The 20,711-nt window shown below is 59.1% G+C and carries 19 protein-coding genes; 9 read left to right on the plus strand and 10 right to left on the minus strand.

Translation table 11 applies throughout. The annotated features are described in order from the left end of the window. Positions 1-60: 60 nt before the first annotated feature. Complete coding sequence (locus D882_RS0112175; protein WP_027923505.1) at positions 61-1,113, minus strand: aldo/keto reductase; 1,053 nt, start codon at positions 1,111-1,113, stop codon at positions 61-63. Positions 1,114-1,329: 216 nt separating this feature from the next. Here D882_RS0112175 and D882_RS0112180 point away from each other — a divergent pair, with 216 nt between their 5' ends. From D882_RS0112180 to D882_RS0112200, 5 genes are all read left to right on the plus strand, one after another. Continuing rightward, the gene (locus tag D882_RS0112180) at positions 1,330-2,046 is read left to right on the plus strand and encodes a YafY family protein (RefSeq protein ID WP_027923506.1); all 717 of its coding nucleotides are present in this window, start codon (positions 1,330-1,332) and stop codon (positions 2,044-2,046) included. Between the two features lie 52 nt (positions 2,047-2,098). After that, the gene (locus D882_RS0112185; RefSeq protein WP_027923507.1) at positions 2,099-2,440 is read left to right on the plus strand and encodes a nuclear transport factor 2 family protein; all 342 of its coding nucleotides are present in this window, start codon (positions 2,099-2,101) and stop codon (positions 2,438-2,440) included. Positions 2,441-2,569: 129 nt separating this feature from the next. After that, the gene (gene zapE / locus D882_RS0112190) at positions 2,570-3,688 is read left to right on the plus strand and encodes a cell division protein ZapE (protein WP_027923508.1); all 1,119 of its coding nucleotides are present in this window, start codon (positions 2,570-2,572) and stop codon (positions 3,686-3,688) included. Between the two features lie 18 nt (positions 3,689-3,706). Then, positions 3,707-4,288, plus strand: a complete 582-nt coding sequence (locus D882_RS0112195; RefSeq protein ID WP_027923509.1) for a DinB family protein — start codon at positions 3,707-3,709, stop codon at positions 4,286-4,288. 102 nt (positions 4,289-4,390) lie between these two features. After that, positions 4,391-4,882, plus strand: coding sequence for a GNAT family N-acetyltransferase (locus tag D882_RS0112200; RefSeq protein ID WP_027923510.1), 492 nt, complete (start codon positions 4,391-4,393; stop codon positions 4,880-4,882). Positions 4,883-4,932: 50 nt separating this feature from the next. Here D882_RS0112200 and D882_RS0112205 read toward each other — a convergent pair whose 3' ends face one another. The 4 genes from D882_RS0112205 to D882_RS1000000132010 form a co-directional block, all read right to left on the minus strand. After that, positions 4,933-5,142: a hypothetical protein gene (locus tag D882_RS0112205; RefSeq protein ID WP_027923511.1), complete on the minus strand. Its 210-nt coding sequence runs from the start codon at positions 5,140-5,142 to the stop codon at positions 4,933-4,935. Positions 5,143-5,235: 93 nt separating this feature from the next. Beyond that, complete coding sequence (locus D882_RS0112210) at positions 5,236-7,470, minus strand: TonB-dependent siderophore receptor (protein ID WP_027923512.1); 2,235 nt, start codon at positions 7,468-7,470, stop codon at positions 5,236-5,238. 168 nt (positions 7,471-7,638) lie between these two features. Next, positions 7,639-9,375 carry a phosphoethanolamine transferase CptA gene (locus tag D882_RS0112220; protein ID WP_027923513.1) on the minus strand — a complete coding sequence of 579 codons (1,737 nt, stop codon included), beginning with the start codon at positions 9,373-9,375 and terminating at the stop codon, positions 7,639-7,641. Positions 9,376-9,569: 194 nt separating this feature from the next. Continuing rightward, the gene (locus tag D882_RS1000000132010; RefSeq protein ID WP_081743948.1) at positions 9,570-9,752 is read right to left on the minus strand and encodes a DUF6026 family protein; all 183 of its coding nucleotides are present in this window, start codon (positions 9,750-9,752) and stop codon (positions 9,570-9,572) included. A 274-nt stretch (positions 9,753-10,026) separates the two neighbouring features. Between D882_RS1000000132010 and gnd the strand changes: the two genes are divergently transcribed. From gnd to D882_RS0112235, 3 genes are read left to right on the plus strand one after another with little or no spacing between them, the layout of a single operon-like run. Continuing rightward, the gene (gene gnd, locus D882_RS0112225; RefSeq protein WP_027923514.1) at positions 10,027-11,007 is read left to right on the plus strand and encodes a phosphogluconate dehydrogenase (NAD(+)-dependent, decarboxylating); all 981 of its coding nucleotides are present in this window, start codon (positions 10,027-10,029) and stop codon (positions 11,005-11,007) included. After that, positions 11,004-12,527 carry a glucose-6-phosphate dehydrogenase gene (zwf, locus tag D882_RS0112230; protein WP_027923515.1) on the plus strand — a complete coding sequence of 508 codons (1,524 nt, stop codon included), beginning with the start codon at positions 11,004-11,006 and terminating at the stop codon, positions 12,525-12,527. The genes gnd and zwf overlap by 4 nt, the downstream gene beginning before the upstream one ends. Then, positions 12,524-13,354 (plus strand): Cof-type HAD-IIB family hydrolase, encoded by an 831-nt coding sequence (locus D882_RS0112235; protein WP_027923516.1) that lies wholly within the window; start codon positions 12,524-12,526, stop codon positions 13,352-13,354. The genes zwf and D882_RS0112235 overlap by 4 nt, the downstream gene beginning before the upstream one ends. 112 nt (positions 13,355-13,466) lie before the next feature. On the opposite strand, the gene nhaB is transcribed toward D882_RS0112235, so the two are convergent. The 3 genes from nhaB to D882_RS0112250 form a co-directional block, all read right to left on the minus strand. After that, complete coding sequence (nhaB, locus tag D882_RS0112240; protein ID WP_027923517.1) at positions 13,467-14,969, minus strand: sodium/proton antiporter NhaB; 1,503 nt, start codon at positions 14,967-14,969, stop codon at positions 13,467-13,469. 73 nt (positions 14,970-15,042) lie between these two features. Beyond that, on the minus strand, positions 15,043-16,329 hold the full coding sequence (locus D882_RS0112245) for a hypothetical protein (protein WP_027923518.1): 1,287 nt from the start codon (positions 16,327-16,329) through the stop codon (positions 15,043-15,045). A 270-nt stretch (positions 16,330-16,599) separates the two neighbouring features. After that, a complete protein-coding gene (locus D882_RS0112250; RefSeq protein WP_027923519.1) occupies positions 16,600-16,866 on the minus strand; it encodes a hypothetical protein in 267 nt (88 codons plus the stop codon). 344 nt (positions 16,867-17,210) lie between these two features. Between D882_RS0112250 and D882_RS0112255 the strand changes: the two genes are divergently transcribed. Continuing rightward, on the plus strand, positions 17,211-18,536 hold the full coding sequence (locus D882_RS0112255; protein ID WP_027923520.1) for a sigma-54 dependent transcriptional regulator: 1,326 nt from the start codon (positions 17,211-17,213) through the stop codon (positions 18,534-18,536). A 69-nt stretch (positions 18,537-18,605) separates the two neighbouring features. On the opposite strand, the gene D882_RS0112260 is transcribed toward D882_RS0112255, so the two are convergent. Continuing rightward, a complete protein-coding gene (locus D882_RS0112260) occupies positions 18,606-19,919 on the minus strand; it encodes a transporter (protein ID WP_027923521.1) in 1,314 nt (437 codons plus the stop codon). Positions 19,920-19,964: 45 nt separating this feature from the next. Continuing rightward, a complete protein-coding gene (locus tag D882_RS0112265) occupies positions 19,965-20,708 on the minus strand; it encodes a hypothetical protein (RefSeq protein ID WP_027923522.1) in 744 nt (247 codons plus the stop codon). Between the last annotated feature and the right edge of the window lie 3 nt (positions 20,709-20,711).

Genomic DNA, 20,711 nt, shown 5'->3' on the forward strand with positions numbered 1-20,711 from the left:
ATTGAGGTTGAATGTCAGTCTGCTTTCGCGAGCAGGCTCGCTCCCACATTCTGATGGGTGTCAGGCCACGGGGATGATCGGCAGGTCGAGGGTATGGTCACCGCTAAACCGCGAAAAAGAGCCGGCAAGCGTTTCGTGCGGCACGCCTTTGGCGACATCGCTGGCGCCATCGAGTCGTGATAACTGATCCGCGTTCAACTGCACGTTCAATGCCCCCAGCGTCGCATCCAGTTGCTCACGGGTGCGCGAGCCCAGAATCGGAATCAGCGCAGTGCTCGAGCGCTGGGCTTTTGCCCGCAACCAGGCAATGGCCACATGCGTCGCGCTCGCTTCCAGTTCGGCTGCAACGGCGAGCAGGGTGTCAAGAAGGGCCGTTTCCCGGGCGCCTTTTTCCGCATGAATCAACATGCCGAGTTTGGTCGCGCGATTGTCGTCATCGCTGGATCGGTACTTGCCAGTGAGAAAACCGCCACCCAATGGCGACCATAATGTGGCGGCCAGGCCCAAGGCTTCGGCCATCGGCAGTTGTTCACGTTCGGCCGTGCGTTCAGCCAGGCTGTATTCCACCTGAATCGCTGCAATCGGCGAAAAACCACGCACCTCGGCCAACACGTCGGCACGGGCGATACGCCACGCGGGGAAGTTCGACAGTCCTGCGTAATGAATCTTGCCGGCGCGCACCAGATCATCGAAGCCGCGCAGGATTTCTTCCATGGGCGTCACGCCATCGCTCATGTGCGCCCAGAACAGGTCCAGGTGATCGGTCTTGAGCCGGGTCAAGCTTTCTTCCACGGCGCGAACCATGTTTTTGCGGTTGTTGCCGGTGTGGGAAATGCTCGCGGACGGTGTCGTCCCCAAGGTGTACTTAGTGGCGATGACCAGGCGATCGCGCACTGCCGCGATAAATTCGCTGAGCATGACTTCCGACTGACCTGCCTGATACCCGTTGGCGGTGTCGATGAAGTTGCCGCCGGCCTCCAGATAACCATCGAAAATACGCTTCGCTTCGTCACGCTCGGCGCCATGCCCCCAACCCGTGCCGAAATTGCCGGCGCCCAGTGCCAGTTCCGAAACCCGCAAGCCGGTTTTGCGGCCGAACACTTTGTAATGCATGGAGTGACTCCTGAGAAAAGACGTCGGGATTGAATATAGATGTTTATCAACATGTATTAAATATGATGCTGATAATCTATGCCGTCAATGCACTTTTCCTGAAGTGGCAAGACAGGCGACCACCGGACGTTTCGCTGCTGCCACTTTCTGACAGGGACCTCTGCTAAGCTCCGACAATTAAGCCCCTACAACTTTTTCAGACAGAGCCAGTCCATCGTGTCGCGAACCACTCGTTTACTCACGTTGTTGCAAGTGCTGCGGGGCAAGAGTCGTCCGGTGACCGCCGCCACGCTCGCCGGTGAACTGGAGATTTCCGAACGCACGCTGTACCGCGACATCGCCGAACTCACCGCACTCGGCGCGCCGATCTTCGGCGAAGCGGGGGTGGGTTACGTGCTGCGCAGCGGTCTGTTTTTGCCGCCCTTGATGCTCAATGCCGACGAGACCGAGGCCATCGTGTTGGGTTTGCGCTACGTCGATCAGCGTGGCGACGAGGTGTTGAGCAAAGCGGCGGCCGACGCATTGGCCAAGATTGCCGCCGTGTTGGCGCCTGAAGCCCAGGACGCGTTGCGAAACCCGACGGTGCTGCCCGGGCCACCCGGTTATGGCTATCCGGAAAATGTGGTGCCGTTGAGCGTGTTCCGCCAGGCTGTCCGCGACCAGTCCAAGCTGAACATCGACTACGCCGACGCCAACAAAGTGCCCAGCCAGCGGCTGATCTGGCCACTGGCGTTGGGTTTTCTCAATGAAGTGCGGATCATTGTTGCCTGGTGCGAATTGCGCAGTGCCTACCGGACCTTTCGCACCGACCGGATTTGCGCCGCCAATGAGCCGGGCGAGCGTTATCCGGGGCGGCGCAGCGACTTGTTACGGGTCTGGCGCAAACAGATGCAACTGGATGAAGCGGGGCGTTTCACTCCTGACAAGAATTGACACAGGCTTGTCTTAGCATGGGTGCAGAATCAATAAACAAGGAGCCGCAACCATGTCCAATCCCGCCTCTTTACTGGCCCCCGCGATCGCCGCCTACATTGCCGCCGCCAATGCTCGCGACACCTCCAGGGTCGCCAGTTTTTTCGCCGAGGATGCCAATGTGTTCGATGAAGGCCAGCACCAGATCGGCACCCGCGCAATCGCCCAATGGATGGAAGAGACCGCGCAGCGCTATCAGCCCCGGGTCGAGGTGCTGAATGTTCAGCAGCGCACCGGCAAGGTGCTGGTGCACAACCTGATCTCCGGCACCTTTCCCGGCAGCCCGCTGGAACTGCGCTACATGTTCCGCCTCAACGAACAGGGGAAGATCGCCCGACTGGACATCTCGCTGTAGCTCAATCCAACCCCGATCTTGTAGCAGCTTGCGTTCGCACGTAGCCGCAGCCTCGCGGTGCTCGACAGTTGCTACGGTCCTGATGCAGCCCTGAGGCGGTGGCGACAGTTCGGACGTATACTCCCGCGCATGAATGTCGACTCTCCGTTAAGCGCCTGGCAACACGCCATTGAAACCAAGGGTTTCGTCCAGGACGAAGCCCAGGAACACGCCGTGTGGGCACTGCAAAAATGCCACGAAGCCTTGCATGAAGGGCGAACGCCGATCACCGGCGTTTACCTGTGGGGACCGGTCGGGCGGGGCAAGACCTGGTTGATGGATCAGTTCTATCAAACCCTGCGCGTGCCGGCCCGGCGTCAGCATTTCCACCACTTCATGGGCTGGGTGCATCAGCGTTCGTTTCAACTGACCGGCACCGCCGACCCCTTGAAGGCGTTGGCGCGGGAGTTGAGTGAGGACGTGCGCGTCCTGTGTTTCGACGAGTTGTTCGTCAACGACATCGGTGACGCGATCATTCTCGGGCGTTTGTTTCAGGTGATGTTCGAGCAGGGCGTGGTGGTGGTATGCACCTCCAACCTGCCACCGGATCAGCTCTACGCCGATGGCTTCAATCGCGACCGCTTTATGCCCGCGATCGAGGCGATCAAGCGGCACATGCAGGTGATCGCGGTGGAGGGCGGCGAAGACCACCGCCTGCATCCGGGCACCGCGTTGCAGCGCTACTGGGTGAGCGACGCCGCGCATCCCGATGCACTGGGTGACGTGTTCAAGGCCTTGACCGTGGGCCAGTCCGTGTCCCGCGATCCGGTGACCGTCGGCTACCGCCACGTCAATGTCCTGCAGGCCAGCGCTGGCGTGCTGTGGTGCCGTTATGCCGACCTGTGCGAACAACCTTTCTCGGCCATGGACTTCATGGCCCTGTGCGACACCTACAGCGCTATTCTGTTGAGTGAAGTGCCCAACCTCAGCGCACAAAAACGCGAAGGGCGCATCGCCCGAGGCACCGAAGATGCGGCCGAACACGTCGTTGCGGGAGACCGCGAGCTGCCGCAACTGTCCGTGCACGACGATGGCGTGCGGCGTTTCATCGCGCTGGTGGACGAGTGCTACGACCGCAAAGTGCCGCTGTACCTCGAAGCGCAGGTGCCGATGGAGGCCCTGTACACCGAGGGTTATCTGGAATTCCCGTTCCGTCGCACGTTAAGCCGTTTGAAGGAAATGCAGCTGCAACGCTTTGCTGAAGCCTGATTTTCGGGAGCCGTGAACATGAATCAGCCCCTGTCTCACCATTTGCTGACCATGGCGTATCAAAACGCCTGGGCCAATTACCGACTGGCCAAGGCCTGGAGCCAGTTGACCCCGGCCGAGCTCGCGGCCCCGCGAGTCAGTTTCTTCCCCAGCCTCGTCGCCACCCTCAATCACATCCTGACCTGCGACTGGTTTTACGTGGACGCGTTGGAGCGCGAGTTGCGTGGTGATGATCCACACCCCGACTGCTACGTTTTTTTCAAGGAAGACGAGCCATGCAGCGTCGGTGCAGACCTCAAGCGCGAGCAATCGCTGGTGGACAATCGGTTGATTGCCTACTGCGAGCAATTGCGCGATACAGACCTGGGACGAATCGTCACCATCGCCCGGGACACGCCGCAACATGACAGCCGTTTACGTCTGCTGTCCCATCTGTTCGAACACCAGCTTCATCATCGTGGCCAGGTCCATGCCATGCTCAGCGGCACCTCGGTGGCACCGCCGCAACTGGATGAGTTTTTCTGCTCTGGCGAGTCGGGTTTGCGGGCGGCGGATTTTGCCGAACTGGGCTGGACCGAGACGCTGATCTGGGGTGTTTGAGGCAGGTTCGGGTTGTCGGCGATGGCGACTCACGCTAATGTCCTTCGACTTCGCGGCGCGAGTGACGCGCCGGGATAACTCGACGGGATAGCAACGATGGAAATGGAATCCGCAGACATTCTGGTACTTCAGGCCAGCTACACCAACCCGGTGCACGCCGAGGCGATTGGTGTGGTGCTCAATGCCTATGCCCAGGACCCGATGGGCGGCGGGCATGCACTGCCCGAAGATACCCTGCAGCAGTTGCCCGGAGAGCTGGCCAAACGTCCCCACGCGTTCAGTGTACTGGCCTTCGTCGACGGCGCGCCGGCCGGGTTGGTCAATTGCTTCGAAGGTTTCTCGACCTTTGCCTGTCGGCCACTGGTCAACGTGCATGACGTGTCGGTGGTCCCGCAGTTCCGCGGTTTGGGGCTGAGCCAGAAGATGCTGCAAAAGGTTGAAGACATTGCCCGTCAGCGGGGTTGCTGCAAGATCACCCTGGAAGTCCTCGAAGGCAATGCGGTCGCACAGGCGTCCTACGGCAAGTTCGGGTTTGCCGCCGGCATGTTCGATCCGGCCCATGGCCGCATGCTGTTCTGGACCAAGGCGCTTTAACTGCTCAGGCATAAAAAAGGGCGCCCCTCAGGACGCCCGGCTGGCTTCGATTACTTCGGTTTGTAGTTTTCGGTCACCTGTGCGGTTTGATCGCTCGGAACACGCAGTTCAATATTTTTGATCTCGAAGCCATTTGCCTTTTGCTGGGCGAGATGCAGCGTCTCGTAGTAATACCGCATGCGTTCGGAGCCGTATTCTGCAAATGCAGAGACTGAGCCGAACATCATCAGGCCAGCAACGATCAGGGTCGTACATTTCATGGGTGCCTCCCATTACGGGTTAAGGGCCTTTCGTCCATGAAGCAATGTCGCAGGGACATTATCTGCCGATTCCGCCAAATGGGAATGAGCACGCTAGAGCTTCCAGTCCAGGCTTAACGTGACGGTGCGCGGGTCACCCCAAAACACGCCGTTGTAGAACCCGACGTTGTCGTAGTACTTCGTGTCGAACAGGTTATCGACGTTCAGCGATGCCGAGAGGTGCCGGTCGAACTCATACCGCGACATCAACTTCACCACGCTGTAGGCCTCCTGGCGAATGTTCGCGCTGGTGGTGATCACTTCACCATTGGCGCCCCGTCCGATCGGGCGCCTGGCCGCGCGGTAGACGTCACTTTGCCAGTTCACCGCGCCACCGACGGTCAGGGCCTGCCATTCGCCGGGCAGGCGATACGCCGTGGACAGCCGCACCATATTCAGCGGTTGAGGGGTGTTGGTGCGTTGCTTTTCACCATTGACCGAGTGGGTGTAGGTGTAGCCGGCCGTCATGTTCCAGCCCGCCATGAGCTCGCCCGAGACCTCGGCTTCAAACCCCTGGACCTTGTTGCCTTTGCCGCCGGATTTGAAAAACTCCTCGCCGGTGACCGGGTCCGGCGGTACAGAGTCGTCGAGTTCGGCGACGTTATCTTGCTTGCTCCAGAACAGCGCCGTGGCCAGGTTCAGGCGTTCTTCCAGCAGGCTGCCCTTGAGCCCCAGTTCATAGTTGCTGCCCACTACCGGTTCCAGGTATTTGCGGTTGCTGTCGCGGGCGTCTTGCGGCTTGAAGATGTCGGTGTAGCTGACGTAAGCGGTGTACTCAGGCGTGATGTCGTAAAGCAGACCGGCGTAGGGCGTCCACATGTCGTTGTGCTGCTGGCGGGTGGTTTCGACGCCGGCCAGTTGCAGGTTGTTGTCGTAACTGTTGGACTTTTTCGAGATTTCCCACGTGCCATAACGACTGCCCAGTACCGCGTGCAGGTCGTCGGCCAGGGTCAGGCGCGTGGCCAGGTAGCCGGCTTTTTGTCGGGTCTTTTCATGAGCGCCTTGCAGGCTGGTGACGGTGTCGGGGAATTTGGGAATGCCGCCCATGTATTTCCAGTCAGGCACATTTTCGTAATCCGACCGCCGTGCGCCATCCACCGTGTAAGGATTGTCTTCACTGCGTTGCGACTCGCCATAGCCGATCATCATTTCGTGTTCACGCCCGAACAGTGAGTAAGGCCCGGCCACGTTGAAGTCATACACGTCCATCTTTTGCGTGCCGACCATGTGGCTGACGTTGGCGACCATACCGCTGCGATCCGCCTCGGGGAAACCGCCACCGGCGTAGTAAATCTTGCCGTCAGTGTCACTCTCGCGATGGGTGTAGGCCGCCTTGAAGTGCCAGCCCGCACCGAGTTGCTGCTCCAGCGTGGCGAATGCTGTCTTGTCCTTCAGCGGCCAGGAACTCCACGGCGTGGCCATGTTGGTGGAACGGCCCAGATGGGCTTTGCTGCCGTCGGCGTTCCAGTACGGGACCGTGCCCCAGGACGTGCCTTGCACCTGTTTGTCCTGATAGTCGTAACCCACCGCAAGCAGGGTGTCGTCGGTCAGGTCGGCTTCAATAATGCCGTAGCCGACTTCCCGTTGCAGTTGGTACTTGTCACGGTAGGAATGGCTGTCGCGATACGCCAGCACGCTGCGCCCGCGCAAGCGGCCATCGAAGGCCAGCGGCCCGCCGACGTCCACGTAACTGTAGTAATCGTCATAGCTGCCAGCGCTGACCCCGCTCAGCGCTTCCCACTGCGCGGTCGGTCGTTTGCGTACCATGTTGATCGTTGCCGACGGATCACCGGCGCCGGTGGTCAGGCCGGTCGCGCCGCGAACCACTTCGATGCGGTCGTAGATGATGGTGTCCGAATCCGACTTCATGTAGCTGAAAGTATTGAGCATCCCGTCGATCTGGAAGTTGGTGATCGAATACCCACGGGACGAATAGCTGACCCGGTCCGAGTCATTGTGCTGGACCACGATGCCGGTGGTCTGGCCCATGGCTTCGGACAGCGTGCCGAGTTTGAAATCGTCCATTTGCTGACGGGTGACGACGGACACCGATTGCGGCGTGTCCTTGATCGACAGGTTCAAGCGCGTCGCGGTGCTCATGGCGCCGGTGGTGTACGACTCGGTGTTTTCGGTGGTGCTGCCCAGGCTGTCGGCGGAAATGCTGGTGGCGGCCAGTTCAAGGGTGGCGGGCTGTTTGTCGGGATCAGTCTCGGCCAGCACATCAGGGCTGAGTGCGGCGCTGCACAGGCCGAAGGTCAAAGTCATGGAACGGGTGATGGGCGCGAACATCGCAGCCGACTCCTTGTCGTCAATGGAAAATTTCCGTTTGTTCAAAGACGAAGAGAGGAGAGGGGATTTAGCAATAAACGAGAATTAATCTCGTTTTAAAGTGTATCGAAGAGGGGAGGTTTTGCGCAGGGCGCAACAAAAGGGGCCGGAATCGGCCCCTGAATGGATCTACTGTTGAACGATTTTCGAATCAACTTTCGGCTTCATCAGGCTGAAGTCGATCAGAGGGCGCACCTGGCGCTCATAAGGGTTGCCGATCATCAATGGGCGCGGCTTGAAGTTGGCGCTGACCAGGCTCTTGCTGCGGTCCAGTTCATCAGCGCTCAAACCGGCGAGGTCAGCCCAGGTGTGAATCAGCTGCGAGCTGCTGTAAGGCCGGCTCAGGTCTGCGGCAAAACTCCAGTCATGGTTTTCGCGCCATTTCGGCGATGCCCAGGCCATGAACGGGATGGTGTACATCGGCGCGGTCGGCTTGTTCTCGTTACGGCCGAGGGTGGTGTGGCCGACGGAGTCGAACACGTCTTCGCCGTGGTCGGAGAGGTACAGCAGGAAGCCGTTCGGATCGGACTTGGCGTAGTCCTTGATCAGGCTCGATACCACGAAGTCGTTGTACAGGACTGCGTTGTCATAGCTGTTGTATGTCGGCACCTGGTCGTCGCGCACGCCGTCCGGCACCCCTTTACGGTCGGTGAACTTGTCGAACGTCGGCGGGTAGCGGTACTGGTAGCTCATGTGTGTGCCGAGCAAATGCACCACGATCAACTTGCGCGGCGCGGCATCGGCCAGTGCCTTGTTGAACGGCTCGACCACGTCGCCGTCGTACTGCGCAGCGTTCTGGTTACGGTTGTTGTTCAGGTACACCTGCTCGTCGGCCTGCTCGGAGAAGGTCGTCAGCATGGTGTTGCGCTTGGTCATGGTTTGCTGGTTGGTGATCCAGAACGTCTTGTAGCCCGCCTGTTTCATCATGCTGACCAGCGATGGAGTGGACAGGTAAAGGTCCGGATTTTCTTCGTCAGCGAAGGTCAGCACCTGCTGCAACGCCTCGATGGTGTAAGGGCGCGGGGTGATGACGTTGTCGAAGACCGTCAGTTGATCCTTGAGCTTGTCCAGTTCCGGTGTGGTTTCACGCGGATAGCCGTAGAGGCTCATGCGCTGACGGTTGGTGGACTCGCCGATCACCAGCACCAGGGTCGCCGGCTGGTTGGCCATGGTGTCCGTCAGGTTTTTCAGCGGTGCAATCTTGCTCGCGCTGTGCAGCATGTCTTGCATGCCCGCCAGGGTTTCCAGATAGCGGTGATAGGCCACGGCCATCTGCCAAGGCACGGCAGGCTCGATGCGGGTTTCGAACTTGTCGAAACCTTCTGCAAAACTGCCGGTGCGCGCGGTCTGTTTGGCCAGCGGGTAGCCGACCACGGCAATCACAATGGCCGTCGCGGCAACCAGTGCCTGCCCGCGCGGCAATACGACCGGGCGCAGGCGAGTCCACAGGAAATAAGCGAACAGTGTGTGGGCGAGGAACGCCGCGACCATCCACCAGGCGAAATACTGGGTCATGTACTCGCCAGCTTCAGAGATGTTCGACTCGAACATGATGAAGATGACGCTTTGGGAAAACTCCTGCTGGTAAATAAAGAAGTAACCCAGGCTGGCCATCGAGCAGGCCCACAGCACGACACCGATCACCGCCGCCATCACGCGCGTCTGTTTAGGGAACAACAGCATCGGCGCAAGCCAGATGGCGCTCATCACAAACGCCTGGCGGAACCCGGTAAAGCCCGAGGTGCCAGTCAGTTGAATGAGTAATTGGGTGATGCCGGAAAAATACCAGAAGAACAGGAATAGCCAGAGGAATCCTGCCCAATCGAAACCTTTCGCAGACGCAGTGCTGCGTTTAAACAAAGCCATTCAACGCTCCAGCCAGAAATCACTTCGACGTCGTGCCATCCCTTGCCGACGAACGGAAACCACACGAGAACCGAGTGGCCATAATGGAAGGAATTATCAGTCAGTATTTGTGAAAAATTTGTGAACTGGCAGAGATCGCGGGGGCAAAACGAGGTCGGAAACAGCGCAAGGCTGTCTCCGATTCACCTGAAAAATCAGGCGTGAGGTGCGCGTTGGGTAACGGGCAAGGAGGGCGATTGAGTGCCTTGAGTCAGCTGGCGCAGTTGCGCGAGTTCCTGCTTCAAGAGGTCGCGCTCTTCTTTCAATTGACGCAATTCATCCCGACGAATCGTAACGTAAAGGGTCTGTGCTGGCCGTGCTGCGTGTACTGTGCCCATTGCTCACCTCGCAAATGGTTGTCTCAACTGTAGAACCGCCCCTTGCAAGCGGGTGCTGATCTACTATCGGCGCTGATTTTGATTTCTTTTGCCTCACAAGGGAACTTTTTTATTTTTCATGGTCGTTGTGTCTTCGGCGCGATTACCGACGTTATCAATCAGGATCGGGCACAATGCCCGGAAACTATGTGCCAACGCTCTGGACTAACCCCCCATGACTCACGTTGGGCTATAACCTTTGACACACATTATTTGTAGTAGGGAGCATCAGCACATGCAACTCGGGATCATTGGACTGGGCCGCATGGGCGGCAATATTGCGCGGCGCCTGATGCTCAATGGGCATACCACTGTCGTTTACGACCGCAATACCGCCTTTATCGATACCCTGGCTGCCGAGGGCGCCACGGGCGTCGCAGACTTGCCGGCCCTGGTCGCCGGCCTGGCCAAACCGCGAGCGGTCTGGGTCATGCTGCCAGCCGGCGCACCGACCGAAGACACCATCGAGACCCTGAGCAACCTGCTCGAAGCTGGCGATACCATCATCGACGGCGGCAACACCTTCTATAAGGACGACATCCGCCGGGCCAAGACCTTGTCGGAAAAAGGCCTGCACTACATCGACGTCGGCACCTCCGGCGGCGTGTGGGGCCTGGAGCGCGGCTACTGCATGATGATTGGCGGCGATGCCAAAGAGGTTCAACGCCTTGACCCGCTGTTCGCCAGCCTGGCGCCAGGCATGGGTGACATCCCGCGCACCAAGGACCGCAAGTCCGATGACGATCGCGCCGAGCGTGGCTACATCCACGCCGGCCCTGCAGGTTCGGGGCATTTCGTGAAGATGATTCACAACGGCATCGAATACGGAATGATGCAGGCCTTCGCCGAAGGTTTCGACATTCTCAAGACCAAGGCCAGCACCAACCTGCCGGAAGACCAGCGCTTTGACCTGAACGTCGCCGACATCGCCGAAGTCTGGCGTCGTGGCAGCGTGGTCTCGTCCTGGTTGCTCGACCTGACCGCCGACGCACTGGCCAGCGATCCGAAACTCGATGGCTATTCCGGCTCGGTGGCTGACAGCGGTGAAGGTCGCTGGACCATCGAAGCCGCCATGGAACAGTCGGTGCCGGTACCGGTGCTGTCGAACTCGCTGTTCTCGCGCTACCGTTCGCGCGGTCAAGGTACCTTTGGCGACAAGATTCTCTCTGCCCAGCGCTTCGGCTTCGGCGGCCATGTGGAGACTTCGAAAAAATGACCCGTCTGATCCGCAATAAATCCAAGGCAGAACCCGCACCACCGACCACGCTGTTCCTGTTCGGTGCCCACGGTGACCTGGTCAAGCGCTTGCTGATGCCGGCGCTGTACAACCTGAGTCGCGACGGTCTGCTGGGGGATGGATTGCGGATCATCGGCGTTGACCACAACGCCATCACTGACGATGCCTTTGCCCGCAAGCTCGAAGACTTCATTCGAACCGAAGTGGCCGCCAAGGTCGGCAAGGGCGATCAAGCCCTTGATCCGCAGGTGTGGGACAAACTGGCCCAAGGCATCAGCTACGTCCAGGGCGACTTCCTGGACGACAGCACTTATCAAGCGCTGGCGGCCAAAATCGCCGACAGCGGCACCGGCAACGCGGTCTTCTACCTGGCGACCGCGCCACGTTTCTTCAGCGAAGTGGTGCGTCGGCTAGGCGCGGCGGGTTTGCTGCAGGAAACGCCTGAATCGTTCCGAAGGGTGGTCATCGAAAAACCGTTCGGCTCCGACCTGCAAACCGCCGAAGCCTTGAATGCGTGTTTACTCAAGGTGATGACGGAAAACCAGATCTACCGGATCGATCACTACCTGGGCAAGGAGACCGTGCAGAACATTTTGATCAGCCGGTTTTCAAACAGCCTGTTCGAAGCCTTCTGGAACAACCATTACATCGACCACGTGCAGATTACCGCCGCCGAAACCGTCGGTGTCGAAACCCGTGGCAGTTTTTATGAACACACCGGCGCCCTGCGGGACATGGTGCCCAATCACCTGTTCCAGTTACTGGCGATGGTGGCAATGGAACCGCCGGCCGCGTTTGGCGCCGATGCGGTACGTGGGGAGAAGGCCAAGGTGGTGGGGGCCATTCGCCCCTGGTCCACCGAAGAGGCTCGGGCCAACTCGGTCCGCGGTCAATATGCCGCCGGCGAAGTCGACGGCAACCCGCTGCCGGGTTATCGCCAGGAAAACAACGTGGCACCCGACAGCACGACCGAAACCTACGTGGCGCTCAAAGTCATGATCGACAATTGGCGTTGGGTCGGCGTGCCGTTTTACCTGCGTACCGGCAAACGCATGAGCGTGCGCGATACCGAGATTGTGATCTGCTTCAAGCCGGCGCCGTATGCGCAGTTCCGCGACACCGAGGTCGATGAGTTGCAACCGACCTACCTGCGCATCCAGATTCAGCCCAACGAAGGCATGTGGTTCGACTTGTTGGCCAAACGGCCTGGCCCGGCGTTGAAGATGGCCAATATCGAACTGGGTTTTGCCTACAAGGACTTCTTCGAGATGCAGCCGTCTACCGGCTACGAAACGCTGATCTATGACTGCCTGACCGGCGACCAGACGCTGTTCCAGCGCGCCGACAACATCGAAAACGGCTGGCGCGCCGTCCAGCCGTTCCTCGATGCCTGGCAGCAGGACGCAACGGTTCAGCCATACGCGGCAGGTGAGGACGGCCCGGTCGACGCCGACAAGCTGCTGACCCGTGACGGTCGCGTCTGGCACAGCCTCGGATGACAGGCGCCACGCAACAGCCCATCCGTTTTCTGCTCAGTGACATGGACGGCACGTTGTTGCTGCCTGATCACACGCTCAGTCAGCGCACCATTGCTGCGGTCCGTTCGTTGCGCGAGGCGGGCGTGCTGTTCAGCCTGGCCACCGGGCGCCCGCCGAAAGCGATGTTGCAGCAGATCGAAGCATTAGGCGTCGATGTGCCGACGGCGGCGTTCAATGGCGGCACGATCGTCAACCCGGACGGTAGCTTGCTGGTGGCCCATTACTTGCCGGCCACCGCTGCGCTCATCACCCTGACGCAGTTCGCCGATCTGCCGGACATTGAAGTCTGGGTGTTCAGCGGTGGCGACTGGCTGTTGAAGGACGCCAATGGCCCGATGGTTCCCCGGGAGCAGCATGGCCTGGGGTATCCGCCAGTGGTGGTTGAGAGTTTCGAACCGTACCTGGAACGCATCGACAAAATTGTCGCGGCCAGCCATAACACCGGGTTGCTGATCGAGCTGGAGGCGCAATTACTGCCCAAGGTTGAGGGGCAGGCCCAGGTCTCGCGTTCACAGCCGGTGTACCTGGACGTGACGGCGATGCAGGCGAACAAGGGCGCGGCGCTGGCAACACTGGCCGAGTACCTCGGGGTTGCGCTGGAACAGACCGCCGCGCTGGGCGATGGTGGCAACGACCCGGCGATGTTTCATCGCGCCGGGCTGTCGATTGCCATGGGGCAGGCGGAAGAGGCGGTCAAGCGTCAGGCCGACGTGGTGACGGGCGCAAACACCGAAGACGGTGCGGCCCAGGCGATCGAGCAATACATCCTCCCTCGCCAACCCACATAAATCCCCCTTGCAGGAGTGAGCCTGCTCTTGATGAGACCCTATCAGTCAACATCATCGTTGAATGTATGACCGCTATCGCGAGCAGGCTCACTCCTGCAGTTTTTGGTCAGGGTTACAGCCAGTAGCTGACCGCATACCAGCCCAACACACCCATCACCACTGTGTACGGCAACGCCATCCACACCATCCGCCCATACGACAAGCGAATCAGCGGCGCAATCGCCGAGGTCAGCAGAAACAGAAATGCTGCCTGACCATTGGGGGTCGCCACGCTGGGCAGATTCGTCCCGGTATTGATCGCAATGGCCAGCGTCTCGAAGTGCTCGCGGGACATATGACCGGCAATGAACGCCCGTTTCACTTCCGTGATGTAAATGGTCGCCACAAACACGTTGTCGCTGATAGCCGACAGCAAGCCGTTGGCGATATACAACATGCCCGGTTGCTGGTCGGCCGGCAGCGCCAGGACCCACTGGATCAGCGGCGTGAACAGTTGCTGATCATGAATCACCGCCACCACCGCAAAAAACACCACCAGCAACGCGGTGAACGGCATGGCGTCCTTGAACGCATTGCCGATCCGGTGCTCGTCGGTGATGCCGGTGAATGCAGTGATCAAGATGATCACCATCAGCCCGATCAGGCCGACCTCCGCGATATGAAACGCCAACCCTGCAATCAGGATCAACGCCGCGGCGCCCTGGACCAATAAGGCGGCGCGCTGGCGTGGGGTACGTTCGGCGTTGTCTTCGGCGGCATAGTTGGCCAGCACGGTACGCACGTTGTCCGGCAGGAGAGTGCCGTAACCGAACCAGCGCAGTTTCTCCAGCAACACACAGGTCACCAGGCCGGCCACCAGCACTGGCAGCGAAACCGGGGCCACTTTCAAAAAGAATTCGGCGAAGTGCCAGCCCATCTCATGGCCGATCAGCAGGTTCTGCGGCTCACCCACTAACGTGCATACACCGCCTAACGCCGTGCCCACGGCACCGTGCATCAACAGACTGCGCAGGAAGGCGCGGAACTGTTCGAGGTCTTCATGGTGGAGTTGCGGCAGGTGCTGGTCATCGCTGAACTCGCTGTCCTGGCGGGGATCATTGCCCGAGGCGACGCGGTGATACACCGAATAAAACCCCACGGCCGCGCTGATAATCACCGCCGTGACGGTCAAGGCATCCAGGAATGCCGACAGGAATGCCGAGAGGAAGCAGAACATCAACGCCAGCAGCGCTTTGGAGCGAACCCCCAGCAACAAGCGCGAAAACAGGAACAGCAGCAGGTCTTTCATGAAGTAGATGCCGGCCACCATGAACATCAGCAGCAGGATCACCGGAAAGTTGTGCACCAGTTCGTCATACAGTGCCTGCGGTGTGGTCATTTTCAGCAGCAGGGCTTCGATCAGCAGCAGCCCGCCAGGCATCAGTGGATAGCACTTGAGCGCCATGGCCAGGGTGAAGATGAATTCCAGCACCAGCAACCAACCGGCCACGACCGGACCTACGGTCCAAAGCACCAGTGCGTTGAGAATCAGGAAACCGAGAATGCTCGCCTTGTACCAGCGAGGTGAGTGGCCGAGAAAGTTATGCGCGAACGCCTGGGCCATTGAACCGGACATCGGCTACTCCTTGTATTAAGAAGCGCGCAACTTGCCGTAACAAGATGGGAATATCAAGTGCGGAAATGCCGGTCTAGCCCAAGTGTCGCACGACAATGGCCTTATAGTTGCCATCCAGCGAATAACCGCCGACGACGATTCTTCCGTCAGCCTGAGCGGCCACCGACGTGGCCGTGTCCAGGCTGCGGCCCAGACGCGTGCGAACCCAGCAGCTGCCTTCGGCAAACCCTGGGTCCAGCTGTCCACCCGGTAAGTACCGGGCTAACAGAAAGTCGGCTTCAACCCCACCGATCGTGGCGCCGACCGCTAATACACGACCGTCGCTCAGGCGCCGGGCGGCTGTCCATTGGCACCCGCTGCGGCCGATTTTCAATAGTTGGGGATGGCCGCTGTTGCAATGGGCGTCCGGGCGGCCGTTGCTGTGTACTTTGAAGGCGAGGCAATGCATGGGGTCGCGGCTGCTGCCGAAACACTGCAAGTCGCCATTGTCCTGCTCGATGATCTGGCTGACCTGAGCGCCGCGTTCCTCGGCCTTGAACGTCATAAAACCATCCACGGCGAACGTGTCATCGAGGCGGCCATCGGGGAGGTAACGGGCGAGCAAGCCTTCTTCGGGAAAATTGATCGACCCACCCACCATGATCCGGCCGTCACGTTGCACCATCAGACTGCTGAGCCAGGAGTTCATCAATAAATGCCGGACGATGACAAAGCCCCGGCCGTTGAAGGACGTGTCCAGTTCACCTTGGCGGGTGAGACGTATCAGCAGACCGACGTGATCGGCCAGTTCAAAATGATGGTTGGCCAGCAGCAGGATCCGGCCGTCTGCCTGGACCTGGACGTCGCAGGCTTCGGCCCCCGGAACCCCCGGAGGCAGCCAGAGGTCGCGCATGCCCTGGGACAGGTTTCCCGGCAGGCGGACGACACAGCGCCCGTTGTCACCGAAATGTTCGACGGGGTGACCTTGCGAGTCGAACAGTGCCAGCGCGGGTAGCGTTCGGTGGGCGTTTTCATAGTGCAGACCGGCCACCAGCAGGTGTCCGTTGGCGAGGACGTGGACTTTGCCCGCCATGGCCTCGTGACCGCGCTGGAATTGCCCGATAACGCTGCCGTCAAGGCCGAATGCCAAGTCTGCCGAGCCGTCCTCCAGTAAGCGGGCCAGGCCAAAGCAATTGCCGTCTCGCATGCCGACGGTTGCCGCCACCAGCACACGACCATTCGAGTCGATTTCCACGCTGTTGGCGATGCTTGAGGTACTGCCTGCGAAATACACTTGGGCTTTACCGTTGGCGGCAAAACCTCTGTCGAGGTCGCCAGCGATGTTCTGCGTTGGTAGGGCAAAAGCCGTCTGGTGTGGCATTCGCGCATCTCCTTGCGAGCTGACCGAAACCCGGGTGCGGGAGGGCAACTGCCTGCGAAACATTCAATCCCTGAATGAGCGATCGCACAACGGTCATAACTAACAGACGGAGGGTCACTGTGTGCCAGAACAGTGTCTTTTCGAACCACTGACAAGGCAGCCAAGTAATACGTGGCGAGGAAGTTGAAGTATTAAGTGGGCTGTTACTGTCGCAATCAGCCAGATAAACGGGGGAAGGGCGGATGACCCGAAAGTAATCCGCAAACACCCTTAATGCGGCATGGACCACGATTGCAGTTTATAACCTTCCTGGCTCAGTTCGGCACGGGCCTGCTCCAGCAGGTGTTCGAGTTGTGCAGGATCGGTATAGGCGCTGCAAGGGATCTGGGTGCGGCCGATATGGGTTTTGGTGCGGTCGATGACGGTGATGCAGAGCTCGCCGTTGCCGTCTTGTTGAGCCCAGGCAACGCATTGGAAAGGTTGAAATGCGCGGTCGGCAATCAAAAGAGCTTCGTTGATACGGAGCGGGGCGGTCATGGGGTCTTCTCTCTGTATGCCCAATCAAGTGATGTGCCGTCGGTTGGGCTTACCGTTCGGCTGGTTACTTGTACTGATGCACCCAATAGGGGGTCAGGTCACACCCAAACAAAAGAAATTTCAACTTTCTTTCATATACTCAATAGCAGGGGCTTCTTCTGAAAGCTAAATGAAAGGTTCAACTCGTTAGGTAACTAAGCAAGTCGTTGCTTATAACTTATTAAGTGGCTGCTCTATAGTCAATCGATACAAGGCCGTGTCAAATTCTTGCTAATGTTACAGCCAGGTCCGCCAAATGACTGTTTTTACTAATATTTCCTAATATTTGGCGCCAAGGAACAGTCATGATCGAAACGCCCGCGTTACGACGTCTGTTAGTAGTAGACCCCTGTGACGACTGCTATCGTCTGTTACCGGGTTTACGTTCTGTGGGTTGGGATGTTGATAGCTGTTCTCTGGAGAATGCCGGCGATAAAACCTGCGACGTTGGCCTCCTGCGATTACAACCTTTCCACCTGGAACGCCCGGAAGCCGTCAAAGAGCTCATCAGCCGCAGCGGCACCGAGTGGATCGCCGTACTCAATCAGGAAGTCCTGCGTTTGCAGAATGTCGGGGACTTCGTTTGTGAATGGTTTTTCGATTTTCACACGTTGCCGTTTGACGTCTCCCGGGTTCAGGTCACCCTGGGGCGGGCCTTCGGTATGGCGCGCCTGCGTGGCCAGGGCACGATTCACATCGATCAGCCTGAGCACGAATTACTGGGCGACAGCAAACCGATCCGCGAACTGCGCAAGTTGTTGAGTAAACTGGCGCCCACCGAATCTCCGGTCTTGATCCGCGGCGAAAGCGGCACCGGCAAGGAGTTGGTCGCCCGCACCCTGCACCGACAATCCCAACGCCACAGCAAACCTTTTGTGGCGATCAATTGCGGCGCGATTCCCGAACACCTGATTCAGTCCGAGTTGTTCGGCCATGAGAAGGGCGCCTTCACCGGCGCCCATCAACGCAAGGTCGGGCGGATCGAAGCGGCGAACGGCGGCACGTTGTTCCTCGATGAAATCGGCGATTTGCCGCTGGAACTGCAAGCCAATCTGTTGCGCTTCCTACAGGAAAAACACATTGAACGTGTAGGCGGCAGTCAGCCGATTCCGGTGGACGTGCGGGTATTGGCGGCAACACACGTCGACCTTGAGGCCGCCATCGAGAAGAAACGCTTCCGTGAAGATTTGTACTACCGCCTGAACGTGCTTCAGGTGGTCACCGCGCCGTTGCGTGAACGCCACGGCGATCTGTCGATGCTGGCCAACCACTTTTCCCATTTCTATAGCCATGAAACCGGCCGCCGTCCGCGCAGTTTCAGTGAGGACGCACTGATTGCCATGGGCAAGCATGATTGGCCGGGCAATGTCCGCGAACTGGCCAACCGGGTACGGCGTGGACTGGTGTTGGCCGAAGGGCGGCAAATCGAAGCGCGGGATCTTGGGTTGATCAGCCAGCAAGCCTTCGCTACGCCCATGGGCACGCTCGAAGACTACAAGACGCGCGCCGAGCGCCAGGCGTTGTGCGATGTACTGAATCGGCACAGTGACAACCTCAGTGTCGCCGCCAGAGTATTGGGTGTTTCACGCCCGACGTTCTACCGATTGCTGCACAAACATCAGATCCGCTAGGGCGCGGCAAAACGAAAAGGCCCGCTGCGACTTGCATCGCAGCGGGCCTTTTCCATTCCTTGTCAGGGGTTAGAAGTAGTAAGGGAATTTCAGGCTGAACTGGAAGTCCGGGGCATCGTCGGTCATACCCATGGACAGGTTGGGAACAATTGTGAGGTTGTCGGTGGCCGCAATGGTCATGCCGATGTTGAAGTAGCCGGCGTTTGCATCGCTGGAGACCACGGATTCCCAGTCCCCGCCATCCTGTTTCAGCTTGCTTTTGCGTTGCACCAGGTCAGACACCGAGAACGACATACTCATCTTTTCGTTCAGGGCAAACGCAATACCCGCGCCGATCTGGAAGCTGTCGCCGATTTGCACCTTGCCCGGGGTTTTCTGGTTGACCGTCGCGCTGATGTCGTCGAAGGATTCTTCGAAGTTGTGCGTGTAAGACAAGCTGCCGAACAACACCGCAGGGTCAAAGGTTTTGACCAGCGAAATGCCCGGGGTGACGGACCATACGCCGTTACCGGTTGGCAGGGAGTCAGGTACGAACAGGTTGGTATTGGCGTCGGTCTGGCGAAGTTTGATCCCGAACGGATCCTTGCCCGTAGGCGCCTTGACCCTGAAGGTGAACACGGCATCCGGGGTGTTCACCGACTCGTCCATAAACTTGTAGGCGACACCAAAGTTCACGTCACCAATTTCCGGATCCTGGGTGACAGTCGCTTCAGTGGTGACGTTAGCCGCGCCCTGATTGCCGCCACCGGACTGGTACGTCGACTCGCGGTAAATGACTGGCACGTTCAGGTCGAACTGCCAGCGGTTGTTGAAGTTGTAGCGACCGGTGAGGTCGAGCGTCCAGGTATCAGCCTTGATCCGATCGAGGTTGATGTTGCCAAGGAAGATCGAGTCCAGTGCGAGAAAGCCGTTGAGGATCAGCTGGCGGGTGTCGTATCGGGAGTAAGTGAGCCCGGTTTCGACGCTGAATTTGCCGCCGCCGAAGAACCCGCTGGCTTCGTCGTACAGGTTGGAAACGCTCTGTGCCGGTTGTGAATCGTCAGCCAGCGATTGGCCATAAGAACTGCCACTGCCCCCTGCGGCTCCCCCCGATGCGGCTGCGGCGCCAGTCCCTGTGGCTACCGCGGTCCCCGCGTTCCCTTTCATGTCGGCTGGCGACTTGGCCAGGCGTTTTGGTGGGGGAGCTACGGGTTGGTCCTCTACCTGGCGGACCCGTTGTTCAAGTACCGCCAGGGCTTTTTGTTGTACTTCGTATCGTTGCTTTAGCTCCAGAAGTTCCTGTTTCAGGGCCTCTACGTCGGCGTTGGGTGCTGCTTGCAACATCGCCGCCGGAAACAGAGTGCTCAAACAAACTACTGCGCGCAGTGACACTGATCGATACATGAATTAGCCGTCCCTTAAAGCCCAATGGTCGAGAGTCAGCGTAGTTCAATATCCTAAGGTGCGTAGGGCGTTAAGTTGGGTCAGGTTGCAGTCCAATGCGCCAGCACTCGGGCCATTATTATTGAGCACCACGTTGAGTTGAGTGAGGTTATTGACCATGTTGCTGTTGCCCAGCAATCGGGTGTTCTGCAGCAATCCGCCCTGGGCGACTTGTTGCAGTGCAGTGCCTTGGTTGCCGCTGGCCTGAATAGCCATTTGTATGCCACCCCCGGTGGCTGACACGGCGACACTGCCGGCGGCGTTGCTGCCGGTGATGGTTTGTCCGGCCATCAGGGCTTGTCCTTGACCTGGCACAAGCGCAGGAGCCTGGTTGGCTTCCTTCACGTCGATCGAGACGTTGTTGTAGGCGGTGTTGCCGTCCCCGGCGGCGCGAACACTTTGGGTAACGCCTTGGCTGGTCGCCAGGCCTGCTCCACCAATCACACTGCCGGCGCCTTGGTCAGGCGTAGTGCCATTGCCGTCGATCTTGATGGTTGATACGTAGAATTCGGGTTTGATCGTTGTTGCCTGGATCTGCATGGACGACGTTGCGCCGATGACGTCTCCGCTGGCGTTGCGCCAGGTACTGCTCATGACCACGCCGAAGCTGATAATCCGGCCGGGCATTACATAACGGCCGCGCAACTGGGCCAGTTCCTGATCCTTTATTTCGATGGGTTTGAATCCATTGGCATAGCCTGATGCGCTCGCTGCCAGACAGGCAACGGCCAGCCAGTATGAACTTTTCATCTG

Source organism: Pseudomonas sp. URMO17WK12:I12, from assembly GCF_000514395.1.
Classification (GTDB): domain Bacteria; phylum Pseudomonadota; class Gammaproteobacteria; order Pseudomonadales; family Pseudomonadaceae; genus Aquipseudomonas; species Aquipseudomonas mucoides.